This window comes from Shewanella sp. A22, from assembly GCF_053850585.1.
Window position 1 is genome coordinate 60,216 of the sequence record NZ_JBSQBN010000005.1, and the last position, 22,107, is coordinate 82,322.

At 41.1% G+C, this 22,107-nt stretch carries 21 protein-coding genes; 16 read left to right on the forward strand and 5 right to left on the reverse strand.

Annotation, left to right across the window (positions count from 1 at the left end; genetic code table 11):
- The first annotated feature begins 7 nt into the window (after positions 1-7).
- From tatA to ACWXWT_RS02165, 8 genes are all read left to right on the forward strand, one after another.
- Positions 8-259, forward strand: a complete 252-nt coding sequence (gene tatA / locus ACWXWT_RS02130; protein ID WP_456039972.1) for a Sec-independent protein translocase subunit TatA — start codon at positions 8-10, stop codon at positions 257-259.
- Positions 260-265: 6 nt separating this feature from the next.
- Positions 266-682 (forward strand): Sec-independent protein translocase protein TatB, encoded by a 417-nt coding sequence (gene tatB, locus ACWXWT_RS02135; protein ID WP_456039973.1) that lies wholly within the window; start codon positions 266-268, stop codon positions 680-682.
- 3 nt (positions 683-685) lie between these two features.
- A complete protein-coding gene (gene tatC / locus ACWXWT_RS02140) occupies positions 686-1,444 on the forward strand; it encodes a twin-arginine translocase subunit TatC (protein ID WP_456039974.1) in 759 nt (252 codons plus the stop codon).
- A gap of 55 nt (positions 1,445-1,499) precedes the next feature.
- Complete coding sequence (locus tag ACWXWT_RS02145) at positions 1,500-2,021, forward strand: hypothetical protein (RefSeq protein WP_456039975.1); 522 nt, start codon at positions 1,500-1,502, stop codon at positions 2,019-2,021.
- Between the two features lie 16 nt (positions 2,022-2,037).
- Complete coding sequence (locus tag ACWXWT_RS02150; RefSeq protein WP_456039976.1) at positions 2,038-2,856, forward strand: TatD family hydrolase; 819 nt, start codon at positions 2,038-2,040, stop codon at positions 2,854-2,856.
- Positions 2,853-4,778, forward strand: a complete 1,926-nt coding sequence (locus ACWXWT_RS02155; RefSeq protein WP_456039977.1) for a sensor domain-containing diguanylate cyclase — start codon at positions 2,853-2,855, stop codon at positions 4,776-4,778. Before ACWXWT_RS02150 ends, ACWXWT_RS02155 begins: the two co-directional genes overlap by 4 nt.
- A gap of 14 nt (positions 4,779-4,792) precedes the next feature.
- The gene (gene hemB / locus ACWXWT_RS02160; protein ID WP_456039978.1) at positions 4,793-5,806 is read left to right on the forward strand and encodes a porphobilinogen synthase; all 1,014 of its coding nucleotides are present in this window, start codon (positions 4,793-4,795) and stop codon (positions 5,804-5,806) included.
- A 913-nt stretch (positions 5,807-6,719) separates the two neighbouring features.
- A complete protein-coding gene (locus tag ACWXWT_RS02165; RefSeq protein ID WP_456039979.1) occupies positions 6,720-7,271 on the forward strand; it encodes a thioredoxin family protein in 552 nt (183 codons plus the stop codon).
- A 78-nt stretch (positions 7,272-7,349) separates the two neighbouring features.
- On the opposite strand, the gene ACWXWT_RS02170 is transcribed toward ACWXWT_RS02165, so the two are convergent.
- Positions 7,350-8,291, reverse strand: a complete 942-nt coding sequence (locus ACWXWT_RS02170; protein WP_456039980.1) for a Ppx/GppA phosphatase family protein — start codon at positions 8,289-8,291, stop codon at positions 7,350-7,352.
- A gap of 3 nt (positions 8,292-8,294) precedes the next feature.
- Positions 8,295-9,596, reverse strand: a complete 1,302-nt coding sequence (rhlB, locus tag ACWXWT_RS02175) for an ATP-dependent RNA helicase RhlB (protein ID WP_456039981.1) — start codon at positions 9,594-9,596, stop codon at positions 8,295-8,297.
- Between the two features lie 153 nt (positions 9,597-9,749).
- Between rhlB and trxA the strand changes: the two genes are divergently transcribed.
- Positions 9,750-10,076, forward strand: a complete 327-nt coding sequence (trxA, locus tag ACWXWT_RS02180) for a thioredoxin TrxA (protein ID WP_137223355.1) — start codon at positions 9,750-9,752, stop codon at positions 10,074-10,076.
- Positions 10,077-10,299: 223 nt separating this feature from the next.
- Positions 10,300-11,562, forward strand: coding sequence for a transcription termination factor Rho (rho, locus tag ACWXWT_RS02185; RefSeq protein WP_456039982.1), 1,263 nt, complete (start codon positions 10,300-10,302; stop codon positions 11,560-11,562).
- Positions 11,563-11,763: 201 nt separating this feature from the next.
- Here rho and ACWXWT_RS02190 read toward each other — a convergent pair whose 3' ends face one another.
- The 3 genes from ACWXWT_RS02190 to ACWXWT_RS02200 are packed head-to-tail and all read right to left on the reverse strand — an operon-like array spanning position 11,764 to position 15,238.
- Complete coding sequence (locus ACWXWT_RS02190; RefSeq protein ID WP_456039983.1) at positions 11,764-12,489, reverse strand: fumarate reductase iron-sulfur subunit; 726 nt, start codon at positions 12,487-12,489, stop codon at positions 11,764-11,766.
- 1 nt (position 12,490) lies between these two features.
- Positions 12,491-14,485 (reverse strand): fumarate reductase flavoprotein subunit, encoded by a 1,995-nt coding sequence (locus tag ACWXWT_RS02195; protein ID WP_456039984.1) that lies wholly within the window; start codon positions 14,483-14,485, stop codon positions 12,491-12,493.
- A 9-nt stretch (positions 14,486-14,494) separates the two neighbouring features.
- Positions 14,495-15,238: a fumarate reductase cytochrome b subunit gene (locus ACWXWT_RS02200; RefSeq protein WP_456039985.1), complete on the reverse strand. Its 744-nt coding sequence runs from the start codon at positions 15,236-15,238 to the stop codon at positions 14,495-14,497.
- 418 nt (positions 15,239-15,656) lie between these two features.
- On the opposite strand from ACWXWT_RS02200, the gene prmA reads away from it, so the two are divergent.
- The 6 genes from prmA (at position 15,657) to ACWXWT_RS02230 (ending at position 21,937) form a co-directional block, all read left to right on the forward strand.
- Positions 15,657-16,538, forward strand: coding sequence for a 50S ribosomal protein L11 methyltransferase (prmA, locus tag ACWXWT_RS02205; protein WP_456039986.1), 882 nt, complete (start codon positions 15,657-15,659; stop codon positions 16,536-16,538).
- Between the two features lie 295 nt (positions 16,539-16,833).
- Positions 16,834-17,796, forward strand: a complete 963-nt coding sequence (dusB, locus tag ACWXWT_RS02210) for a tRNA dihydrouridine synthase DusB (RefSeq protein WP_456039987.1) — start codon at positions 16,834-16,836, stop codon at positions 17,794-17,796.
- A 23-nt stretch (positions 17,797-17,819) separates the two neighbouring features.
- Positions 17,820-18,125 (forward strand): DNA-binding transcriptional regulator Fis, encoded by a 306-nt coding sequence (gene fis, locus ACWXWT_RS02215; RefSeq protein ID WP_011635942.1) that lies wholly within the window; start codon positions 17,820-17,822, stop codon positions 18,123-18,125.
- A 277-nt stretch (positions 18,126-18,402) separates the two neighbouring features.
- Positions 18,403-18,660 (forward strand): AlpA family phage regulatory protein, encoded by a 258-nt coding sequence (locus ACWXWT_RS02220; RefSeq protein ID WP_432282073.1) that lies wholly within the window; start codon positions 18,403-18,405, stop codon positions 18,658-18,660.
- A 2-nt stretch (positions 18,661-18,662) separates the two neighbouring features.
- Positions 18,663-18,854 carry a helix-turn-helix transcriptional regulator gene (locus ACWXWT_RS02225; protein ID WP_432282074.1) on the forward strand — a complete coding sequence of 64 codons (192 nt, stop codon included), beginning with the start codon at positions 18,663-18,665 and terminating at the stop codon, positions 18,852-18,854.
- Between the two features lie 2,393 nt (positions 18,855-21,247).
- On the forward strand, positions 21,248-21,937 hold the full coding sequence (locus ACWXWT_RS02230; RefSeq protein WP_456039988.1) for a hypothetical protein: 690 nt from the start codon (positions 21,248-21,250) through the stop codon (positions 21,935-21,937).
- The last annotated feature ends 170 nt before the right edge of the window (positions 21,938-22,107 follow it).

Sequence of the window (22,107 nt, forward strand, 5' to 3'; positions counted from 1 at the left end):
AATCTTCATGGGCGGCATCAGTATTTGGCAGCTTTTAATTGTAGCGTTAATTGTCATTCTATTATTTGGTACTAAAAAATTACGTTCTTTGGGTGGTGATTTAGGCGGGGCAGTAAAAGGCTTTAAAAACGCCATGTCTCCAGAAGAAGAAAGTAAATCTGTAGAAGAAAGTAAGTCTATAGAAGAACAAGACAAAACAGCTGCGACTTCGCAACAGGCTGCTGAAACGCAACCTGAATCTAAAGATAAACAGGCGTAATTTATTATGTTTGACGGTATCGGCTTTATGGAGCTGTTGCTGATCGGTATTTTGGGGCTTGTGGTACTTGGCCCCGAAAGACTTCCGGTTGCAGTACGTTCAATTACAGGTTGGATCCGCGCACTTAAGCGCATGGCGAACTCTGTCAAAGATGAACTAGAACAAGAACTTAAGATTGATCAATTGCATGCTGATTTAAAAAAGGCAGAAAGCAAAGGTTTAGGCAATTTGTCACCTGAGCTACAAGAGTCAATTGACCAATTAAAGCAAGCCGCTGAGTCAGTGAATCGACCTTATAAAGTTGAAGACAGCTCACCTGCGACGCCAACTAAATCACCAGACACCTCGTCGGCCCCGGTAGCGGACGCTAAGTCGCCAGAAACGACCAGCGAAAGCAGCTCAAACCCTAAATCTAACGGATAATCCATGTCGCAACAGCAACCGCTTATTAGCCATTTGCTTGAATTACGTAATAAACTGCTTAAAGCCATAGGCAGTGTGTTACTCGTATTCATTGCTATTGTGTATTGGGCTAATGATATTTATCACTACATCGCTTTACCTTTAATGCGCTCGCTTCCAGCAACTGGCAGCATGATTGCAACAGATGTAGCTGCACCCTTTTTTGCACCGTTCAAATTAACATTGGTGTTAGCTTTTTTCATTGCTATTCCCTATGTGCTTTACCAAGTATGGTCTTTTGTCGCACCGGGGTTATACAAACATGAAAAACGCTTAGTTGTTCCTTTATTAACAAGCAGTACTCTGTTGTTTTATCTTGGAATAGCTTTTGCTTACTATATTGTTTTCCCTGTTGTATTTGGTTTTTTTACCAGCGTAGTTCCAGAAGGTGTACAAGTTGCTACTGATATCAGCAGTTATTTAAGTTTTATTTTAAAACTGTTTTTTGCTTTTGGTTTAGCTTTTGAAATCCCTGTGGCCGTGGTTTTACTTTGTTGGGCTGGTGCAACAACACCTGATGAATTACGTAAAAAACGTCCTTACATTGTGGTTGGTGCATTTGTCATTGGCATGTTTTTAACGCCTCCTGATATTATCTCTCAGACTATGCTAGCGGTTCCAATGCTGTTATTGTTTGAGGGTGGACTCATCGCCGCACGCTTTTACAGTAAAAAAGAAGATGAATCCGAGAGCGAGCCAGAGAGCGAGCAAGCAGATAGCTAAATTTAAATGGCCTTATAGGCCATATAGCTAGACACAATAATAAGAGGAAGGATCAATGCGTTTACGTTTAATTTCGGCGGGCATCATATTGATGTCGGCCAATGCATATGCCGAGACAAATCTTGCTCAACAACTGTCTGTATGTGCAATAAAAACCGATAAACTCGAACGCTTAGCCTGTTATGACCAATTAGCAGCCAATGCTAAACCCAGTACGATAGTTACGACAAATGAGCCACTTGCTGTCCCAACAAATGTACCAACGCAAGTGCCTACATCAGTCACCCCCACACCAGTAGTCACAGCTCAAGTCGATAAAGTTAGTGCTTTTGGCCTAACCAAAAAAACAGAGAAACAAATAGAGAAACTTTATTTTGAAGTCTCTAAAGTCAAAAAAGGCCCCTACGGCGAATTAGTCATCACCCTCAATAATGGTCAAGTTTGGAAACAAAGTAACCCAGATAATTACCGACTCAAAAAAGGTCAGCGTATTTTTATTCAAGCAGGGGCGTTGAGTTCATTCTTTTTAGGTAGCGATGATCGCAATGCTACAACTCGAGTTAAACGATTAAAGTAATACTATACTTTCCCAAATGACTCAATACATCGACATTGCAGTCAATCTGCTTAGTGAAAGACTTAAGCACGATATTGACAACATTATCAATGACGCGGCGACACACTTTGTTTCGCCGTTAATTGTTATTGGCAGCGATTTAGATGAAAGCGCCGACGCTATTGCCATTTGCCAACAATATCCGCAAAAATTATACAGTACGGCAGGTGTTCATCCCCACCAAGCATCATCATGGAACCAACATAGTAAAGCGCGCTTATTACAACTTGCTCAGCAAGAAACAGTTGTTGCTATTGGCGAGTGCGGACTTGATTACAACCGTGATTTTTCACCACGTTCGGCCCAACGAAAAGCTTTTGCGGCCCAATTAGCGCTAGCAAGTGAGCTCAATATGCCAGTACTAATGCATTGTCGTGAAGCACATAGTGACTTTATTGCCATCGTTAAAGAGTATAGACCTCAACTCCCTAATGCTTTATTACATTGTTTTACCGGTAATAAAGATGAGCTCCTTGAATGCTTAGCAGCGGATTTATATATCGGTATTACGGGATGGATTTGCGACGAGCGACGAGGACAGGAATTAGCGCAACTTGTACCGTTAATTCCCAATGAACGAATAATGGCAGAAACAGACAGTCCTTACTTATTACCACGTAGTATGCGGCCTAAACCCAAATCGAGTAAAAACTTACCTCAGTATTTACCCTATATTGTTGAACAAATGGCAACCCTCCGCCAACAATCACCATTATCATTGGCACAAGTATGCTACCAAAACAGCTGTGAATTTTTCCAATTACCCACATCTGCCAACATGAGTAAGCACTCATGAAAACGATAAAAGCATACCGTTCACAGTGGTGTAGTCTCTATAACGTTCGCGTAATACTGGGGTTAATGTTACTTTTTATCAGCAACAGCAGCATGGCGACTATCCACACCCCCATGCCACTGAGATTAACATCAGATTCCATCACAAAAATTGATTTACAAAGCTGGGTGTATACCAATCAACGGAATGATATTGGTAATCTAAACGAGTTATTACAACAGCCAGAAAATACTTGGAAAAAACTCAATTCAGAACAACCCTATAAAATAGGTGTTAAAAACTATTGGATGAGCTTTAGTATATATAACCCCAATGACCACATATCACGTATTATTGCCTTAGATAATCCATTACTCGACAGCGTCAAAATATATCACCTAATTAATGGTCAACTAATGGGTACCGAATCCATGGGCGACAGCTTGCCCTTTAAACAACGTCCATTACAAAGTAATATATTTTTGTACCCTGTCAGTTTTGAACCTGGTGATACCCATACCTTTTATATCAAAATAGACACTAAAGGCAGTACTAGCTTACCCTTGGTATTGTGGTCATCAAATGATCTCACTCAAATCACCGAAACTAAAAACTTGTTTAATGGGATGCAAATTGGTTTATTGCTTGCCATCTGTTTATTCAGTTTATTTATCGCGCTCGCATCAGGATCATTCAGCTACAGTTATTACAGTGGTTATGTATTAGGGCTAACCTTATTAACCGCCACGGTATATGGTGTATCTTTTCGCTATTTGTGGCCTCAATGGCCAATTATACAGCAATATATTTTTCTCATTCTCATCCCATTGACTCTGGGATTTTCATTGATGTTTACCGAAAAAGTATTACAACTCAAATACCATAACTTAAAAATGCTTCGGATCTGTCGTGTTATGGCGGTTCTTTGTTTTGGTTTGACTACCATAATACCGTTTATTAGCTACAGTATGGCACTGTATACCTTAGCCTTTGTCGTACTGACCATTAGCAGTATCTTAATGGCTTTTTCCTTAATCCAAGCGTTTGGTGGTCAACGCAACGCACCTTTATATGCCATCGGGCGTTTTGGGTTAATGCTTGGTTGTATTATCACAGGGCTTATTTACATTGGCGTCATCAACCCAAGTTTTTCACCTCAATTTCCTGTTATGTTAGGGCTTACATTTGAAGTGCTCACTATGGCTGCCGTACTGGCATTACGTTATAACGACGAGCGTAAAGCCAAACTAATTATCCAACAACAAGCATTAGAACAAGCACAACGACTACGTGAAACACGTGAGGAGTCCTTGCGAAATGAAGCTGAAAATAGTGAAAAACTTGAAAAAATGGTCCAAGAACGCACTCTCGAATTAGAAGTGACATTACGAGAGCTCAATGAAGTTAACCAAAAGCTGACTGAACAAAACACCATTGACAGCCTTACCGGCGTCAAGAATCGCAGTGCTTTCGATCGCCGCTTAATTGCAGAAGGGCGCATTAGTCGACGTCAACAAACACCGATGTCTTTGTTAATGATAGATATTGATAAGTTTAAAAATATTAATGATCAATATGGTCATCTCTGTGGCGACTACACAATACAAACGATTGCCAAAACGCTAAGTGAATACTTAAAGCGCCCAACAGATCTCGTATCACGTTTTGGCGGTGAAGAGTTTGCTATTATTTTGCCTTGCACAGAAAAAGAAGGCGCTCTCAAAGTTGCTGAGCAAATTCGGCTAGCAATCAGCGAACTCAACATTGTCCACAACGAAAACACCATACCACTAACGATCAGTATTGGTGTTAGCACGACGATTATCGACAGTGATGAACATCCAATGTTATTACTAGAACAAGCAGATAAAGCCCTGTATCAAGCCAAGCGCAGCGGACGAAATAAAGTTTGCTACTATCAGCTCGAAACAGACCAGACCTAAACCAGGAGTCGAAATTGAATATTATTACCAGTGCTTTCCCACAGCGCAGAATGCGCCGCATGCGTAAACATGAATTTAGTCGTCGTTTAATGTCTGAAAATACGTTAACGGTTAACGACCTTATTTACCCTATGTTTGTGTTAGAAGGTTTTCAACGCTCAGAAAAAGTCGCCTCAATGCCTGGTATTGAACGCTTTTCAATTGATCTTTTATTAAAAGAAGCCGCTGAACTTGTCGAACTCGGCATTCCACTTATCGCGTTATTCCCCGTCACACCAGCAGATAAAAAAAGCTTATTAGCTGAAGAGTCTTATAACCCAGACGGTTTGGTGCAACGGGCCGTACGCGAGTTAAAACAAGCATTTCCACAACTCGGTATTATGACTGATGTCGCTTTAGATCCGTATACTACTCACGGCCAAGACGGTATCATCGATGACACAGGCTATATTATCAATGACATCACTTCAGAAATATTAGTTAAACAGGCTCTATCGCACGCAGAAGCGGGTGCAGACATTGTCGCACCATCAGATATGATGGACGGTCGTATTGGTGCCATTCGTCAAACACTGGAAAACAAGGGCTTTGTTAATACCCAAATAATGGCTTATTCAGCGAAATATTCATCAAGCTATTATGGCCCATTTCGTGACGCAGTCGGATCAGCCAGTAATTTAAAAGGTGGCAATAAGCACAGCTACCAGATGGATCCGGCGAATAGCGATGAAGCATTGCATGAAGTGGCATTAGACATTCAAGAAGGTGCCGATATGGTCATGGTTAAGCCAGGCATGCCTTATTTAGACATAGTCTACCGTGTTAAAACAGAATTGGCAGTACCGACTTTTGCTTATCAGGTGAGTGGCGAATACGCCATGCACATGGCAGCCATTCAAAATGGTTGGTTAGCAGAAAAAGCCATCGTTATGGAGTCGCTACTTTGCTTTAAGCGAGCAGGAGCTGACGGGATCCTAACTTACTTTGCTAAACGTGCTGCTCAATGGCTCAAAGAGCAAAATAAATAAACAGAAGTCATTAACTCATTATTAAGCCAATCAATTTCTGATTGGCTTTTTATTTTATAATGTAATATCACTTCCATTCATTATATAAGTCACCTGAGTCATTCCCAAGAGCGGGTTTCTGTGCCTTCATGCTGATTAATATGATTTTGATGCACAACTGCATTGTCTATTTTATTCCATAAAAAATAATACCAATCCGCATTAAAACTTGCTCTTTTAGCGAAAATTATCAGTGAGGTATTCGAGGCAGCCTTTTGAAAACATAGTCGTTCTCGGCAACTGCTCCTGCGTTGCTCTACCTCCTGCATCCATGCAGTCGTACAGACCACGCTGATAAATTCGCCCTTCGAGGCTGTGTGCCCCCCATTACTGCTTCAAATGACTTTGATATAATACCAATCCTATTAAATATGTGATCTTTCAGCGGGAGTTCAAAGTGCTGTAGGCAAGGCAGATGATTGAAGCGAATAGTGATTCTCGGTAACAAGCTCCTGCGTTACTCTACCTCCTGCATCCATGCAGTCGTATTTTGAAAGCATCTAACGAAGCATAAAGGACTTTGAAACCCGCCAGAATGGAGTCTCTCAGGTATTCCACTTCTGTGTTTCATCGATTTAAAAGGGAACAACCATTTCTACATCAATGTGCCTTGAATTGAAAAACCTGAGAGACTCTGAACTGACCAGATATTTAATGGGATTGGTATAATAGACTACACCTACACGACTTTCCTAGAAGGCGAAGTACTCCGGTTGAATGGCCCAATAACGATTGAAATGGGTATAACTTAGTAGAATTATACCTAACTAAAATAGTGATCAATCCAACATAGTAGATGATCACCACTTAACAGTATTGATTAAGCATGTTTGAATGTTTGTTGCAGTATTCACTACTTAAGCGAGACATAATAATGCACAATAACGTTAGAATATTATTAGCCACTACCGCTCTCTTTTTTTCCACCCAAATGTTACCCATGACGGTATCGGCAAACTCAGGTTGTGCCTTTGAAAAAGATCAAGAAGGCTTTATTGCAACATGTGGCAAAGAGGAACAAGAAGTGATTTTAACCGGCGTAATCCAACCACAAACCCTGACTACCGAATTACCAGGCTATGCCGAAGGTTTCGCTAGCTACCAAGTTGATACTCAAGCCATTAATGTGCTTAAAGGAATAAAAGAACCGACTCAAATAGTCGTGATTATTGGTACGTGGTGCCCAGATTGTCACCGTGAAACACCACGTTTTATGCGCATTATTGAAGCAGCTGCTAACCCAAATATTCAAATTGAGTACATTGGTGTCGATCGTAACAAACAAGACCCTGATGGGCTCGCAGCGAAATACGCTTTTAGCCGTATTCCAACGTTTATTGTTAAACAACAAGGTCATGAATTAGGCCGAATTGTTGAGCGTCCTACCGCAACATTAGAAGCTGATTTAGTTGAAATATTAAAGTAGCTATTTGAAACAGTAAGATATTAATCATAATAAAAAAGGTCGCGAAGCGACCTTTTTTATTATCGAATATTTCAGCGGCTACATTGATACTTTAGCCGCTATGCGATCGGCTAACAATTGTAGCACCCCTTCTCGAAGAGCCCCACCAGCAAGATGTAAATGGCTTATCGACAAACTTTCAAACAACGCAATTAATATTGCGACTCCCGCAGAAAATGTGGGCGCTTGTTCAGTATGTAAGCCATCAATCCCACTAAGTTTGGCATCCGCCTGCGATAATATTTCATCCCGGAAAGCATACAAAATATTAAGGGTAATCACTTCAGACCGTTGCCTGTGTTGTAATACAGACACCACCGATTGCACTGCACCAGAAGCGCCCACGACACTTTGCCAACCTAAGTCGAGCAATTGAGGGCGATGTTCTGCCAAAATCGTATTAACGTAATCCACAGCCTGTTCAAAGTCGATGCTCTGTAATGGTGCTTTGCAAAAAAATTGTTGATTAAATAACACACACCCCATTGGCAGGCTGATTTTAAACAGCATCTGACTGCCATCACCAATAATAAACTCAGTGCTGGCGCCGCCAATATCAATCACTAAACGGCGTCCATCACCTTTTGTCGTGGCAACCATTCCTTGATAAATTAGCTCAGCTTCCCGTAATCCCGAAATGACCTCAATTTGATGCTGCAATATTGGCATCGCACGTAAGTGAAATTCATCGGCATTACGAATAATACGCAACGTTGCTGTAGCAAATACAGCTACATTAGCACTGTCAATATGATGCTGTGCCAGCATGTCGGCAAACATGGCTAAACACGCCAAACCACGCTGCATCACTTGTTCAGACAACATGCCATCGTCACCGATACCTTCGGCCAAGCGAACTTTACGCTTATATTTAGCGATAACAATCGGTTTATTACCAACCGAATTGGCTACCAACATATTAAAACTGTTAGAACCTAACGTTATCGCTGCATAGGGTTGAGATACTGTTAGCAATGGCATGGACTATGGTCTACGGGTCCTATGACGTGGCGGGCGCGAAGTATTTCCACCACTACGATGCGCTCCTTTACCACCATCGCGAGTACGAGATGATGGAGGCTTACGATGAATCCGGGCCGGTGGCGGGATATCATCGAGTAGAGCATCACGATCATAATTAGATACTGGAATTGAATGATTAATATACGTTTCAATATCCGGTAAATTCAATGCATATTCTTCACAAGCAAAACTCACTGAAACACCTTTTTGCCCAGCACGACCTGTTCGGCCAATACGGTGGACATAATCTTCGCAATCATCAGGCAAATCATAGTTATATACATGTGAAACATCGGAAATATGTAACCCTCTAGCGGCAACATCTGTGGCCACCAAAACGTCTAGATCACCAGAGGTAAACTGCTCCAGAATGCGAATACGCTTCTTTTGCGGTACATCGCCGGTTAACAAACCAACACGGTGTCCATCTCCTTCTAAATAAGACCACAGTTTTTCACAACTGTGTTTTGTGTTCGAAAACACAATCGCTTTATCGGGCCAATCTTCTTCAATTAAGCTCAATAATAGACGCATTTTGTCTTCCATCGACGGGTAGAAAATTTCCTCTTTGATGTTTTTAGAGGTTTTTTCTAACGGTTCGATTTCAACTTTTTCAGGGTCGTTCATATGATCATAAGCTAATTCCTGCACTTTCATTGAAAGTGTGGCAGAAAAAAGCATATTCAAACGAGACTTAGCATCAGGCATTCTGCGGAACAAAAAGCGAATATCCTTAATAAATCCAAGGTCAAACATACGGTCAGCTTCATCAAGCACTACAGCTTGAATATGGCTTAAACTAATCACGCCTTGACGCACATAATCAATAATACGTCCCGTGGTGCCAATGAGAATATCGACACCTTGGTCTAATACAGCGCGTTGAGTTTCATAGCTCTCACCGCCGTAAACAATACCGACTTTTAATCCGGTGTGTGCCGCTAACAGTTTGGCATCTTTAGCAATTTGGATTGCTAATTCACGTGTGGGCGCCATAATAATAGCGCGAGGTTCAGTTGCTTTGCGGCCCTCTGGTGCTGCAACATTAAGTAAGTGGTTAAACGTGGCCACTAAAAAGGCCATGGTTTTACCTGTACCGGTTTGGGCTTGTCCGGCGATATCTTTTGAATTAAGTAAAATCGGTAACGATAACGCCTGAATTGGCGTGCAAAACTCAAAGCCGTTTTCATTTAATGCCGCGAGTATTTCGGGCTTTAAAGGGAAGTCGGCGAATTTCTGGGTCGATAAATGTGTCTGGCTCATAGCACAAGCATACCTGTAGGGGTTGCAAAAAAAGATTCGATCGTTTGAAATAGCTACATTACTAAAACGGTCTCTTGAAAAGCTATTTAACTGACCCAATATACATGGTAAGCCATTAATAAACTAGCAATGGAACCAAATCTGGAGAACAACATGAGCGATAAAATTGTATACCTAAGCGATGACAGCTTTGAAAATGACGTATTAAAGTCTGAAACGCCTGTATTAGTCGACTTCTGGGCTGAGTGGTGTGGTCCTTGTAAAATGATTGCCCCAATTCTAAATGATGTAGCTGATGAGTATGCGGACAAATTAATCGTGGCAAAACTCAACGTTGATCAAAACAACGTTTCACCTGCTAAGTATGGCGTACGTGGTATTCCAACATTATTAATGTTCAAAGGTGGCGAGCTAGTGGCAACTAAAGTGGGTGCACTATCAAAAACCCAACTTAAAGAATTTATTGACGCTCAAATCTAAAGCAAAATAGCTGAAAAATGTTATACGGCACAAGTTTTGAACAATTTGTGTCGTTTTTAGATCTTATTTACCCTAAATTTGTAGACGTCCAACTCATAAAGTGCTAATTTATTCATCAGATTTTTTTCATTTAACTTCTTCTCGTTTATCAATCATAAAATTTCTTTTCAACCTTACTGATTGATTGCGGTAAGCTTCGTCGCGCAATACAAGACTCCCATACATGAATTTAACAGAATTAAAAGACACGCCCATTTCGGATCTAGTTTCGCTTGCTGAAAGCATGAAGCTGGAAAATATGGCTCGTACTCGTAAGCAAGATATCATCTTCTCAATTTTAAAAGCACACGCCAAAAGCGGAGAAGACATCTTCGGTGGCGGTGTATTAGAAATCCTCCAAGATGGATTTGGATTTTTAAGAAGTTCAGATGGCTCATACCTTGCGGGCCCTGACGATATTTACGTATCACCAAGCCAAATTCGTCGCTTTAACATGCGTACCGGTGATACTATTTTTGGTAAAATCAGGCCACCAAAAGAAGGCGAAAGATATTTTGCGCTATTGAAAGTGAGTGAAGTCAACTTCGATAAACCAGAAAGCTCTCGCAACAAAATCCTGTTTGAAAACTTAACACCATTACATGCAGAAGAACGTCTTCGCATGGAGCGTGGTAACGGCTCAACAGAAGACATTACCGCGCGTATTCTTGATTTATGCTCACCTATCGGTAAAGGTCAACGCGGTTTGATTGTCGCGCCGCCAAAAGCGGGTAAAACCCTATTACTGCAAAACATTGCTCAAAGTATTTCCCATAACAACCCTGATGTGGTGTTAATGGTATTACTTATCGATGAACGTCCTGAAGAAGTCACCGAAATGCAACGCCTTGTAAAAGGTGAAGTGATTGCATCTACATTCGATGAGCCAGCCAGTCGTCATGTTCAAGTGGCTGAAATGGTTATTGAAAAAGCAAAACGTTTAGTTGAGCACAAAAAAGACGTCGTTATTTTATTAGATTCAATTACTCGTTTAGCCCGTGCTTATAACACCGTTATCCCTTCATCGGGTAAAGTGTTAACTGGTGGTGTTGATGCTAACGCACTACATCGTCCTAAGCGTTTCTTTGGGGCTGCACGTAACATTGAACACGGTGGCAGCTTAACCATTATTGCTACAGCCTTGGTTGATACTGGCTCCAAAATGGATGAAGTTATTTACGAAGAATTTAAAGGTACCGGTAACCAAGAGTTACACCTTTCTCGTAAAGCTGCTGAAAAACGCGTGTTCCCTGCGATTGACTTCAACCGCTCTGGTACTCGTCGTGAAGAAAAACTAACGACACCTGATGAGCTTCAGAAGATGTGGATTTTACGTAAGATCTTACATCCAATGGATGAAGTTTCTGCAATGGAATTCTTAATCGATAAATTGGCGATGACCAAAACTAACGAAGAATTCTTTACTGCAATGAAACGCGCTAAGTAATTAATTACCTAAACGCAAAATAATCGCAAAAATGCCGCTAATTTAGCGGCATTTTTTATGTCTAATTATCGATAAAATATAACTAAGATTTCGAGCAGACTAGGTCCTGTTAGTTCGCTTTGCGGCAATAAATGCAGTAGCATCTAGCCTTTCCGCTTGCCATCGTCTGTTATCATTCTACCGTAAGTTACCACTAAGTCCCTAAACAGAAGCCATTTTACGACGTAAATACGCGATTTGTTTCATATGCGGTAAGTCTTTTGGGCAACTATCTTGGCAACCTAATAAGGTCATACAGCCAAACACGCCATCTTGATTGCCAATAACATGGTAAAAATCATCAGCGGTGCGAGTGTCACGACTGTCTAATTCAAAGCGGGCAATTTTCATCAAGCCGACAGCACCAACAAAGGTGTCGCGCATTTGTTTCGTCGCACAAGCAGACACACACACACCACATTCTACACATCGCTCTAACTCATAAAGCCTCGTTGCCTCTTCAGGCGACATAGGCGTTTCAATACGGTGAATGTCATTATCTGCATTATCGGGATGCAGCCACAATGCCAACCGCTCAGATAACTCCCGCATAAATTTACCGGTATTCACTGAAAGATCACCAATCAGTTCAAAACCAGGTAATGGCATAAGCTTAATATGTCCATCTGGGTAATTAGCGGTTAATGTTCGACAAGCTAACGTAGGCTTACCATTTATCACCATCGCACAACTTCCGCAAATACCTGCACGGCAAACAAAATCAAATTGCAGCGATGGGTCTTGCGTTTCACGTAATTGATTTAACGCGATAAACACTGTCATTCCAGGGGCTTCTGTTAGGGTGTAAGTCACCATTTTAGGTTTATCACCGGGTATTTGTGGATCAAAACGAAAAATTGAAAACGTTAACGTGCGTGCTTGGCTCATATTACTTTTCTCCAGCCGCAGCGTTAACTAAGGCGTCGGTTAATCGTTGGTTACCTGGCTTATATTCTTCAGGCAACTCAAAAGGCATTAGTGCAGTTTGTTTAGCCTGTCTGTCCGCATCGTGACCTAAATCGGCCAGAATAGTGTCAACTTGTTGCCGACGTTTTTGCGTATCGGGGTGAGCAATAGCATTATCGACACCATAACCACGATACCCAGGCGGTAACTCCATTTGCATCACATCAAGCGCTTCATACGTTAATTGTGGTCGTAAACTATCTGCATCAGGCCAGCTAGATAGTGTGCGGTTCAACCAATCTTTATCATTACGTTGTGGGAAATCCTCACGAGAATGAGCCCCACGGCTCTCTGTACGTGCATGAGCACCAATGGCGACCGTTAATGCCACCTTTAACATACGCTTAACTCTTAATGCTTCAACTAACTCTGGATTCGCATGACGTTTTTTACACGTTAACCCAAGATTTTTTGCGCGCTCAAGTAAGTCTGTTAATTGGCTAATAGCCAGCTCAAGCTCAGTACCATTACGGAAAATACCAACGTAATCCATCATAATTTTTTGCATTGCATTTTTTAGTGTAAATGGATTTTCAGTTCCTTCTCCATCAACAAGCAAATCAATTTCAGTTTGTAACTGCATCCCAAATTGGTCGATTAAATCAGTGTCGACAACCAAGCTGTTTTGCTCGCCAAAGTCAGCAACATATTTGCCGATAATCATTCCACCAACAACCGTTTCGGCCAATGAATTACCGCCAAGTCGGTTAAAACCGTGCATATCCCAACAGGCTGCTTCTCCAACACTGAACAACCCAGACAACTGTGGACTTTCGCCATTAGGTTTGGTTCTAATCCCACCCATAGAATAATGCTGAGTTGGCCGAACAGGGATCCATTCTTTAACTGGATCGATGCCAAGGAAGTTTTCACAAATCTCTTTGACTTCACGTAGGTTAGTTTCAATATGCTTTTTGCCTAACAAGGTAATGTCTAACCATAAATGCGGCCCATAAGGACTGTTTACACCCTTACCTTTGCGTATATGCTCGGTCATTCTGCGAGATACCACATCACGAGACGCCAGTTCTTTTTTATCAGGTTCATAATCTGGCATAAAACGGTAACCGTCTTTATCGCGCAGTACGCCGCCATCACCTCGACATCCTTCTGTCGTTAAAATCCCCACAGGAACAATAGCAGTAGGATGGAACTGAACCGCCTCCATATTACCTAATGTCGCAACGCCAGTTTCTAAAGCTAACGCTTGCCCAATACCTTCACAGATAATGGCATTGGTTGACACAGCGTAAATACGTCCGTAACCGCCAGTGGCAATAGTAGTCGATTTAGCAATATAAGCGCGCAATTCACCGGTGATTAAGCAACGAGCAATAACGCCATGACAGCGTTTGCCATCATGAATGAGTGTTAACGCCTCCATACGTTCATGCACAGGAATACCTAACGAAATCGCTTTATTATCGACGGCATACAACAAAGAATGCCCGGTACCATCTGCGGTATAACAGGTACGCCACTTTTGTGTTCCACCAAAATCGCGCGCGTTAATTAATCCATGAGCGGCTTCCGCTTCGGTAATAGTCACCTTTTGCGCATTAACAATGACGTCTCTATCCCCCTTAGTCACACGACTCCAGGGCACGCCCCACTGAGCTAACTCTCGCACGGCTTTAGGTGCACAGTGGGCAAACATTCGAGCCACGGTTTGATCGCAGCCCCAATCAGAACCTTTTACCGTATCTTGAAAATGGATATCTTCATCATCGCCCGCACCTTTAATGGTATTCGCTAAACTGGCTTGCATACCACCTTGTGCAGCCACTGAATGTGACCGTTTTGCAGGTATCAGCGATAGCACCAACGTATCGAGACCACGTTCTTTAGAAGCAATGGCCACTCTTAATCCTGCCAATCCTGCGCCAACCACTAAGGTGTCTGTATAAATAATTTTCATTTCAATTCCTTACAACGTCGACACGTATGGCACAACAGGTAATGCCAGAGAATGACCTATCACAATATAAGTCAGCAAACTCGCCAGTCCCAATATCATCAAATACGCTAACAACACCTTAGCAAATTTGAGCAAGGCAAAACGTTGCTCAATTAGGCCCCATTTCACCACCACCCGATATAAACCAAACACGGCATGAATCGTTACAACGGGTAACAAGAGGATATATAAAGCCCATGCATTAAAGTGGTAAACACGCTCAGCTGAAAGATGCGGGCCAATCTCAGGGTTCGTTATCATGGTGAACAAATGTGTTGGTACAAGGAAAAACAATAAGAAACCAGTAATCATTTGCCAAAACCAAATATTGGTATCTTCATGGGGTAAAAAACGCATTTGATTACGTAAGGCTCGCCATTGACCTATTTGAGTAGGAAAACGTCGCAAAGCAAATACGGCGTGGAGCAACACGACCAACAACATAAAGCAGGAAAATATTTGCGTTAGCAATGGATACCCATGGCCCGTCTCACTAAACACGCCACCTTCAAGAAACTGAGCCATTTGGTAAAATGCTTCTTTACCCAGTAAAATACTCGACTCAAAATGCAAATGCATTAATAGAAATAAACCAAGTAACACGCCAGACAGACTTTGAAGTTTATCCGCTCGAGCAGCCCAAACAGGATGCGCAAAACCTTTATCGGTATTTACTGCATTGTCGGCTTTTGTGGAGAAAGAGTTCGCAGCCATAAATCATCATATCCTGTCAGGCGTAAAAGTGAGTATCGACCATATCAAGACTTCTCGAACATCAGTAATGAACAATAATCAAACCGTGATAATGCTCACCCACTAATGAGCCGGAGTTAGAAGTTGGTCACACAAAGAACAAAACAAAAATTCAAATAATACTGAGACTTAACTAAAAGCAGAAACGAGAATTCGGTAAGTAAAACAATTACCAATAGTTTATAAAAAATACAACAATGATATGCCCGCGACTCATGCCCAATATCGTCATGTAATGTGTGTAATTTTTACAGTAAATACACACTCAATAAATTCTCACTTAAAACCATTAAACGTACACCGAAACGAGCATCTTGGGATAACTTGGGTATAATAAGCGCCAATTTGATATTACATTTACTACAGTTAGGAAAATCCCATGGCTTGGATCCAATTACGTATTCACACTCATCGCGATAATGCAGATATGCTTGGCGACTTATTAATGGATCAAGGCTCTCTTTCCATCACTTATGAAGATGGCCAAGACGAACCTATTTTTGAACCTAAGCTAGGTGAAACACCGCTGTGGCAAGATACCGTCATGATTGCACTCTTTGATGCAGGTACAGACTTAGCACCCACAATCGAATTTTTAGAATCTATGCCATTTCTAGGCAAAGGTTTTACCCATAAAATTGAACAAGTCGAAGACAAAGACTGGATCCGTGAATGGATGGATAGCTTTCACCCAATCCAATTTGGTCAACGCTTATGGATATGCCCAAGCTGGCGTGAAATCCCAGATCCTGACGCGGTTAATGTTATCCTAGACCCAGGTTTAGCATTTGGAACCGGCACTCACCCAACAACAGCATTGTGTCTAGAATGGTTAGACAGCCTTGATTTATCAAACCAAGAAGTCATCGACTTTGGTTGCGGTTCAGGTATTTTGGCCATCGCAGCAATTAAACTAGGTGCAAAGAAAGTAACCGGTGTAGACATTGACTATCAAGCCATTGACGCTTCGAAAGCCAATGCTGAACGTAACGATGTCGTTGATAAATTGGCCCTATATTTACCAGAAGATCAACCAGCCAACTTACAAGCAGACGTATTAGTCGCCAATATTCTTGCTGGGCCGCTAAAAGAACTCGCACCATTAATGGCAGAAAAAGTCAGAACAGGCGGAAAACTCGCATTGTCAGGTTTATTACAAGAACAAGCACAAGAAGTCTCCGACTTCTACAGCCAATGGTTCATCATGGATCCCGTTAGTAATAAAGAAGACTGGAGCCGCTTAACTGGAATACGTAAATAGTCAGCTATTGCTTAAAACGCACTCAATAATGGGCTACATTGTGAGCTGATTGAGTGCGTAAATTCTCGTTTACAGGTTGTTAACATCTAGAATTGACACTTGTATATAGTAAAAAGCCTCTCTGCAACACGCACCAGTGCTCAAAAATAGCCGAAAAACGCTATTTATTAGTCAAAGATGTGACGGCTAATAAAAGTCAAGCAAAAAAGTTGCATTTAGGTCATTTATTGACCTTTTCACAGCCGTAAAAAAGGGCTACTATAGCGCCCCTTTGAAGAGCAAGGTGAAGTTCGCAATGCAAATTGGCCCGTATCAACTGTCTAATCAGCTGATCGTCGCACCAATGGCAGGTGTCACCGATCAGGCCTTTCGAAATCTCTGCTTACGCTATGGCGCAGCTTTAGCCGTATCAGAAATGCTTTCATCCAATCCTGATGTTTGGGACAGCGATAAAAGCCGCCAGCGCATGACGCATTCTGGTGAAGAAGGTATACGCTCCGTACAAATAGCAGGTGCAGACCCTGATTTAATGGCCAATGCCGCTAAGTTCAATGTTGAACAAGGCGCGCACATCATTGATATCAATATGGGTTGTCCAGCAAAGAAAGTGAACAAGAAGTTTGCAGGCTCAGCTTTAATGCAAAGTCCCAGCTTAGTAAAAGAGATTTTACAAGCCGTGGTCACCGCAGTTGATGTGCCCGTAACACTAAAAATACGCACAGGCTGGGAGCCTGAACATCGTAATGGTGTTGAAATAGCCCAAATTGCAGAAGATTGTGGCATTGCCTCGCTCGCCGTTCATGGTCGAACAAGAAAATGCATGTACAAAGGCTTTGCCGAGTACGACACCATTAAAGCAATTAAACAAACAGTCTCAATTCCTGTTGTCGCCAACGGGGACATCGACACACCAGAGAAAGCCAAGTTTGTACTTGACTACACTGGCGCCGATGCCCTCATGATAGGAAGAGGTGCACAAGGACGTCCATGGATTTTTAATGAAATCCTACATTACCTGGAAACAGGTGAAAAGTTAGCGCCAATTAAGGTAGACGAGCAACGCACAGTGATGCTTGAACACCTTAAAAAACTTTATGACTTATATGGCGAATACAAAGGTGTCCGATTTGCTAGAAAGCATGTCGGGTGGTACCTAAACCATGAGGAACAGCGCCAATTTCGTGCTGACTTTAATCGGCTTGAAACCGCTGCCCAGCAACATTCCCTAGTGGAATGTTATTTTGATGAATTAGTTTAGAATTTAATAAAGAGCAGAATAGAATGTTTGATCAGACAACTAACACAGAAGTTCACCAGCTTACCGTAGGCAAAATCGAAACAGCAAACGGCACTATCAAGCCGCAGTTATTACGTGACGCAGTAAAACGTGCCGTAACTAACTTCTTCTCTCAGTTAGACGGTCAGGAAGCTTCTGAAGTATATGAAATGGTATTGTGCGAAGTTGAAGCGCCTTTACTAGACATCATCATGCAACACACTCGTGGCAACCAAACGCGCGCTGCTAATATGTTAGGTATCAACCGTGGTACTTTACGTAAAAAATTAAAGAAGTACGGCATGAACTAAGACCTAGCGTCTAAGGTGATTGTAATAAAACGGGCTTATCAGCAATGATAAGCCCGTTTTTGCTCATATGTCCCCCCATATGTACCCCTATTATGTTGTTGCTCTCATCTAAAACTACCTAAGCGCACCTATTACTAACCCTTAAAATATTTCATACGAAAAGATTTCCTAGAAAATTTTCAAATGGTGATTTGCTAAAACTCCCTAAAATTTCACTCTGCAATACTTCATCAATAAGAATGACCTTATCAAAGCAACTGAAGATGAGGAAATACCAATGAAACATACCGACTTAGCCACAATGGATGTTCATGCAGCTAACGATTTAATTTTTGATAGGCTTGTGAAAGAGAAAGAAAGACTATTGATAACGACCATAAGTAAGGCGCAAGCATTCCAACTAGAACGCCAAGGGCGGTTCCCACAGCGTAGACGTATATCTAACCGCTCAGTTGCTTGGCTACTCTCAGAATTACTCGATTGGGTAAAATCTCGTGAAGTTGTTACCAGTCCAGCATTGACCGAAGGTGAATAATCATGTCATTCGGATTGCAAGCCAACGAGCATACTCATATCAACATCATACCGTTAATCTCTATCAATCAGATGTGCGAACGCCTAAGTATCAGTAGAAGCACTCTATATCGTCGTATTAAAGCCAAAAAGATTGCTAGCCCAATTAGAAGAAATAAACGCATTCTTGGGTGGCGCTCAGAGCAATTTCAATAATGTCATTCTAGTATTAAGTAGCTAATTCGCTGGTGGCACTGCCACCAGCATTACTATGTTTAACTTCAATTAGTCGATAATACGCTTTACAGCTAGAGCGCTTAGGGCTGCTCCCAAGGCATATTCAGTTAGGTGAGACTTTTGGTTGTAAGCTAGAAGAAATACTTGAATGGACGCGTACTCACTCCGTTGTTGAGCTTAAGGGGACATCTAATGGAAACTAAAATAGCTAGACCTTTCTAATGGGTTACTGAGCAAGGAGGGTAAAGCGTTTTGATAGAGTGTTTGGTAAGGGTACTGAGCTCCCAGTGTGGCAGTGAACTTGTGCTGACATACAGATTTGTATTTGAATAATTTCTAAGCTGCCTGTGCGGCAGTGAACGTAAAGTCGCAATACCGACCCAGCTATGGACATTTCTAAGCTGCCTGTGCGGCAGTGAACGCATCGGTGTTTTGTCGCTTATGCCGTAATTATTTCTAAGCTGCCTGTGTGGAGTATATAGTATAAACCATGTTCATTCGCGCGTGAGTGAGTGAATGGCTATATATGACAAGGCTTAGCTAAAACAACAATAACGTACACACTATGTATAATGGTGTGTACGTTTTTTTATGCAACGCAATGTCGGTCGTCGTGCGATCCCTCTTGATAGGAGTTTACACTACCTGATAAAGCGAAACCTCTAGCTCATTTTTGCCCCAAAACGTGTTTGAAATGGATATATCTTGAAGTTTAGTGGTTTGAATTTACCCTCAAAAATTTAATGTAACCTTCAAATGAGTGGCCAAATTATCTATACCACTACAACCGAACCGTAATCCCATCCATCCTTCATATTGAAGTGAATATTACAACTGGATGTATAACAATATACTCCATAAGTTGTAACCGCCATTTCATCTTTATCTAGCTTGGATGAAATCCTATTTTGTATCGGTTGAAGTATTTCTTCTTCGATAACATCCATGGATATCGGTTCTTCAAAGATAATACTTACTCTGACCGTGTCTCGTTTTGGATTTGGTAGTATATCAACTTCGGGTAATAAAATGTAACTGGCAAACAGTGTTACAGGAATAAATAGAATTAATATGGTTCTCGAAGCAATGGTATTCATCGCTGGCCAAAGAAGTAATCTGTAGACCCTCTTAAGAAATCCTCCTGGCCTGAACGTTACTTTTTTGAGCTTAGCAAGTCCATTACTTAAAAGTCGCCTTGCAAGTGCTGGTAATACTGGACTTCCCACACTTTGCTAGACATGTAAAAATCCGAAATGCGGCTATACCCTTAGATCCTCAATACCAAGAATACTTGGCTAGGAGAAAATCGAAAAAGCAAGCTCGTAACTCTTGGAATGAACCTGCTCTCACTGCTTTATAAGTTGCTGGGTATCAAACGATACCTTTGTGGAGGCTTGAGCCTAGTGCAGTGAAAGTTGCACGCTGGGTTCTTAGGAGGACGGCACTTGGTAACAAGTGTCGTCTATCCGGCAGGTATCTCACAACCGACTCAAGTTTAGACCGATATAAGTGACAAACTTTAATGTAAACGAGCAGACTTTATTGTAACTGATCAAACTTTATTGTCTTCCGACATGTGGGAACACTGCAAGAGCTGAGTGTCTATTGTAAGCATTTAGATAGACGGCGACGGCATTTTTCAAATAGCTGCCAATTATACTATAGCGCTACAGAGCAACCGCACCTTAGCCGCCCACTCCCCTTTAATTAATTAGTGGGGATTTTTCATGTCTATAACCTCATAAATATCTATGTTTTTACTTAATATTGAGTGTTTATCAATATTTCCTTACTGCACATTTCTCAAATTCCTTCTTTAGCTGAGACTCGTAATTTCGGCTCTTGGAAGATCAGATCACGCTAAAGCAAAAAGATTCATTGGATTTAGGAAACAAGGCCGAGCTGAATTGTAACCATAAGGTATACGCTCGTAAGGGTTGTATGGGCAGACAGCATATGAGATGTTCAATCAAAATAATCAATAATCAATAATCAACAATCAACAATCAACAATCAACAAAGCAGATTAGCAACAAAGCAGATTGGCAACATTTAATCACCAACTACCAACTTTTAGGTAAAAAGTCGTTGACAGGCGCGCAACAGGTTGGTAGTTTTTACTATCACATAAAAATGTGATTATATTTTAGCTTTTTAATTTATATGATAAAATTTATATGATAAAATTTAAATATTTGATTGTCGTTTTAATGTTGACCTCCGCCTCCGCTTACGCCATCGATAGTATTACAACTTGTACCAATAGTTGCGTGATCACCATTACAGATGGTGTCATCACAATTGCTGATTGTTGTGGTGGGAAAGTATATACCACGATTAAACAACCTATTTAAGTATTAAGTTGATAAAGCATGACAATAAATAAAAAAGTCATATTGCCATTACTTATTTTAGCGACAATATTTATCTTGTTTTTCTATTTTTATAGTTCAAGCAATAACTTATTAGTCGCTGAAAGTAGTGAAATCCATGAAAGTGCATATATTGAAGTCGTTAGTGCTGATGGAAACGTTGTATCCAATGTTAACGATTATAAATCAGTCAATTACGCCTCCACCGCTAAGAGTGGAAATTATGAAGTAGAGAAGAAGAATATCAATATTAGCGACATTGATGAGGAGCTTTATCAGTCTGTAGTGAGTAATGACGTTGTTGATGGAGTAGCCCTAACCGCTATTATGACATCCCCTGTATATAGAAATATTGTTAATGAGTTACCTAATTATACTATTAAAGAGTCTGATATTGTTAAGTATGAAAATAATATTAGTGAATATATAAACAAATCAGATTTCAACCCACTTCTTAGTGATTATGGCGTTGCTTGTGATAATAATGTATGTTTTGGTTACTTTGCCTCTCAATCTAAAGATGAGCTAGGTAATTTTGTCAATGAGTTTTTGGGCGGGGTTAACTCTCCGACTCATCAATCCGGATATGTTAACTCTATGGAAGCCCACAATTTAGACACTGGAATTTTTGAGTATAGAGTTTCTTTTAACTCCAACCCAGAAGTTAAATCAATAACAGTACCTAGATAATAAAGTGAACTAAATTACTGGTTGGTGGTTTCTAATTAAAATAAAGTAAGCGGTCAATTAATCCCACATACCAATAAAAATCAGTCTTTGGCATAGTGCTTCTTTATATAAAGGAGGCGTTATGAATCAATCGCAAAAACATGACCACTGGACTCAAATACTGACTGAGT

Coding starts and splice junctions, on each gene's coding strand:
- tatC (WP_456039974.1), top strand. CDS start 686: ATGTCGCAACAGCAACCGCTTATTAGCCATTTGCTTGAATTACGTAAT.
- fis (WP_011635942.1), top strand. CDS start 17,820: ATGTTTGATCAGACAACTAACACAGAAGTTCACCAGCTTACCGTAGGC.
- trxA (WP_137223355.1), top strand. CDS start 9,750: ATGAGCGATAAAATTGTATACCTAAGCGATGACAGCTTTGAAAATGAC.
- ACWXWT_RS02220 (WP_432282073.1), top strand. CDS start 18,403: ATGAAACATACCGACTTAGCCACAATGGATGTTCATGCAGCTAACGAT.
- rhlB (WP_456039981.1), bottom strand. CDS start 9,596: ATGAGCCAGACACATTTATCGACCCAGAAATTCGCCGACTTCCCTTTA.
- ACWXWT_RS02165 (WP_456039979.1), top strand. CDS start 6,720: ATGCACAATAACGTTAGAATATTATTAGCCACTACCGCTCTCTTTTTT.
- ACWXWT_RS02170 (WP_456039980.1), bottom strand. CDS start 8,291: ATGCCATTGCTAACAGTATCTCAACCCTATGCAGCGATAACGTTAGGT.
- ACWXWT_RS02225 (WP_432282074.1), top strand. CDS start 18,663: ATGTCATTCGGATTGCAAGCCAACGAGCATACTCATATCAACATCATA.
- ACWXWT_RS02155 (WP_456039977.1), top strand. CDS start 2,853: ATGAAAACGATAAAAGCATACCGTTCACAGTGGTGTAGTCTCTATAAC.
- ACWXWT_RS02200 (WP_456039985.1), bottom strand. CDS start 15,238: ATGGCTGCGAACTCTTTCTCCACAAAAGCCGACAATGCAGTAAATACC.
- rho (WP_456039982.1), top strand. CDS start 10,300: ATGAATTTAACAGAATTAAAAGACACGCCCATTTCGGATCTAGTTTCG.
- tatB (WP_456039973.1), top strand. CDS start 266: ATGTTTGACGGTATCGGCTTTATGGAGCTGTTGCTGATCGGTATTTTG.
- dusB (WP_456039987.1), top strand. CDS start 16,834: ATGCAAATTGGCCCGTATCAACTGTCTAATCAGCTGATCGTCGCACCA.
- tatA (WP_456039972.1), top strand. CDS start 8: ATGGGCGGCATCAGTATTTGGCAGCTTTTAATTGTAGCGTTAATTGTC.
- prmA (WP_456039986.1), top strand. CDS start 15,657: ATGGCTTGGATCCAATTACGTATTCACACTCATCGCGATAATGCAGAT.
- ACWXWT_RS02195 (WP_456039984.1), bottom strand. CDS start 14,485: ATGAAAATTATTTATACAGACACCTTAGTGGTTGGCGCAGGATTGGCA.
- ACWXWT_RS02230 (WP_456039988.1), top strand. CDS start 21,248: ATGACAATAAATAAAAAAGTCATATTGCCATTACTTATTTTAGCGACA.
- ACWXWT_RS02190 (WP_456039983.1), bottom strand. CDS start 12,489: ATGAGCCAAGCACGCACGTTAACGTTTTCAATTTTTCGTTTTGATCCA.
- ACWXWT_RS02145 (WP_456039975.1), top strand. CDS start 1,500: ATGCGTTTACGTTTAATTTCGGCGGGCATCATATTGATGTCGGCCAAT.
- ACWXWT_RS02150 (WP_456039976.1), top strand. CDS start 2,038: ATGACTCAATACATCGACATTGCAGTCAATCTGCTTAGTGAAAGACTT.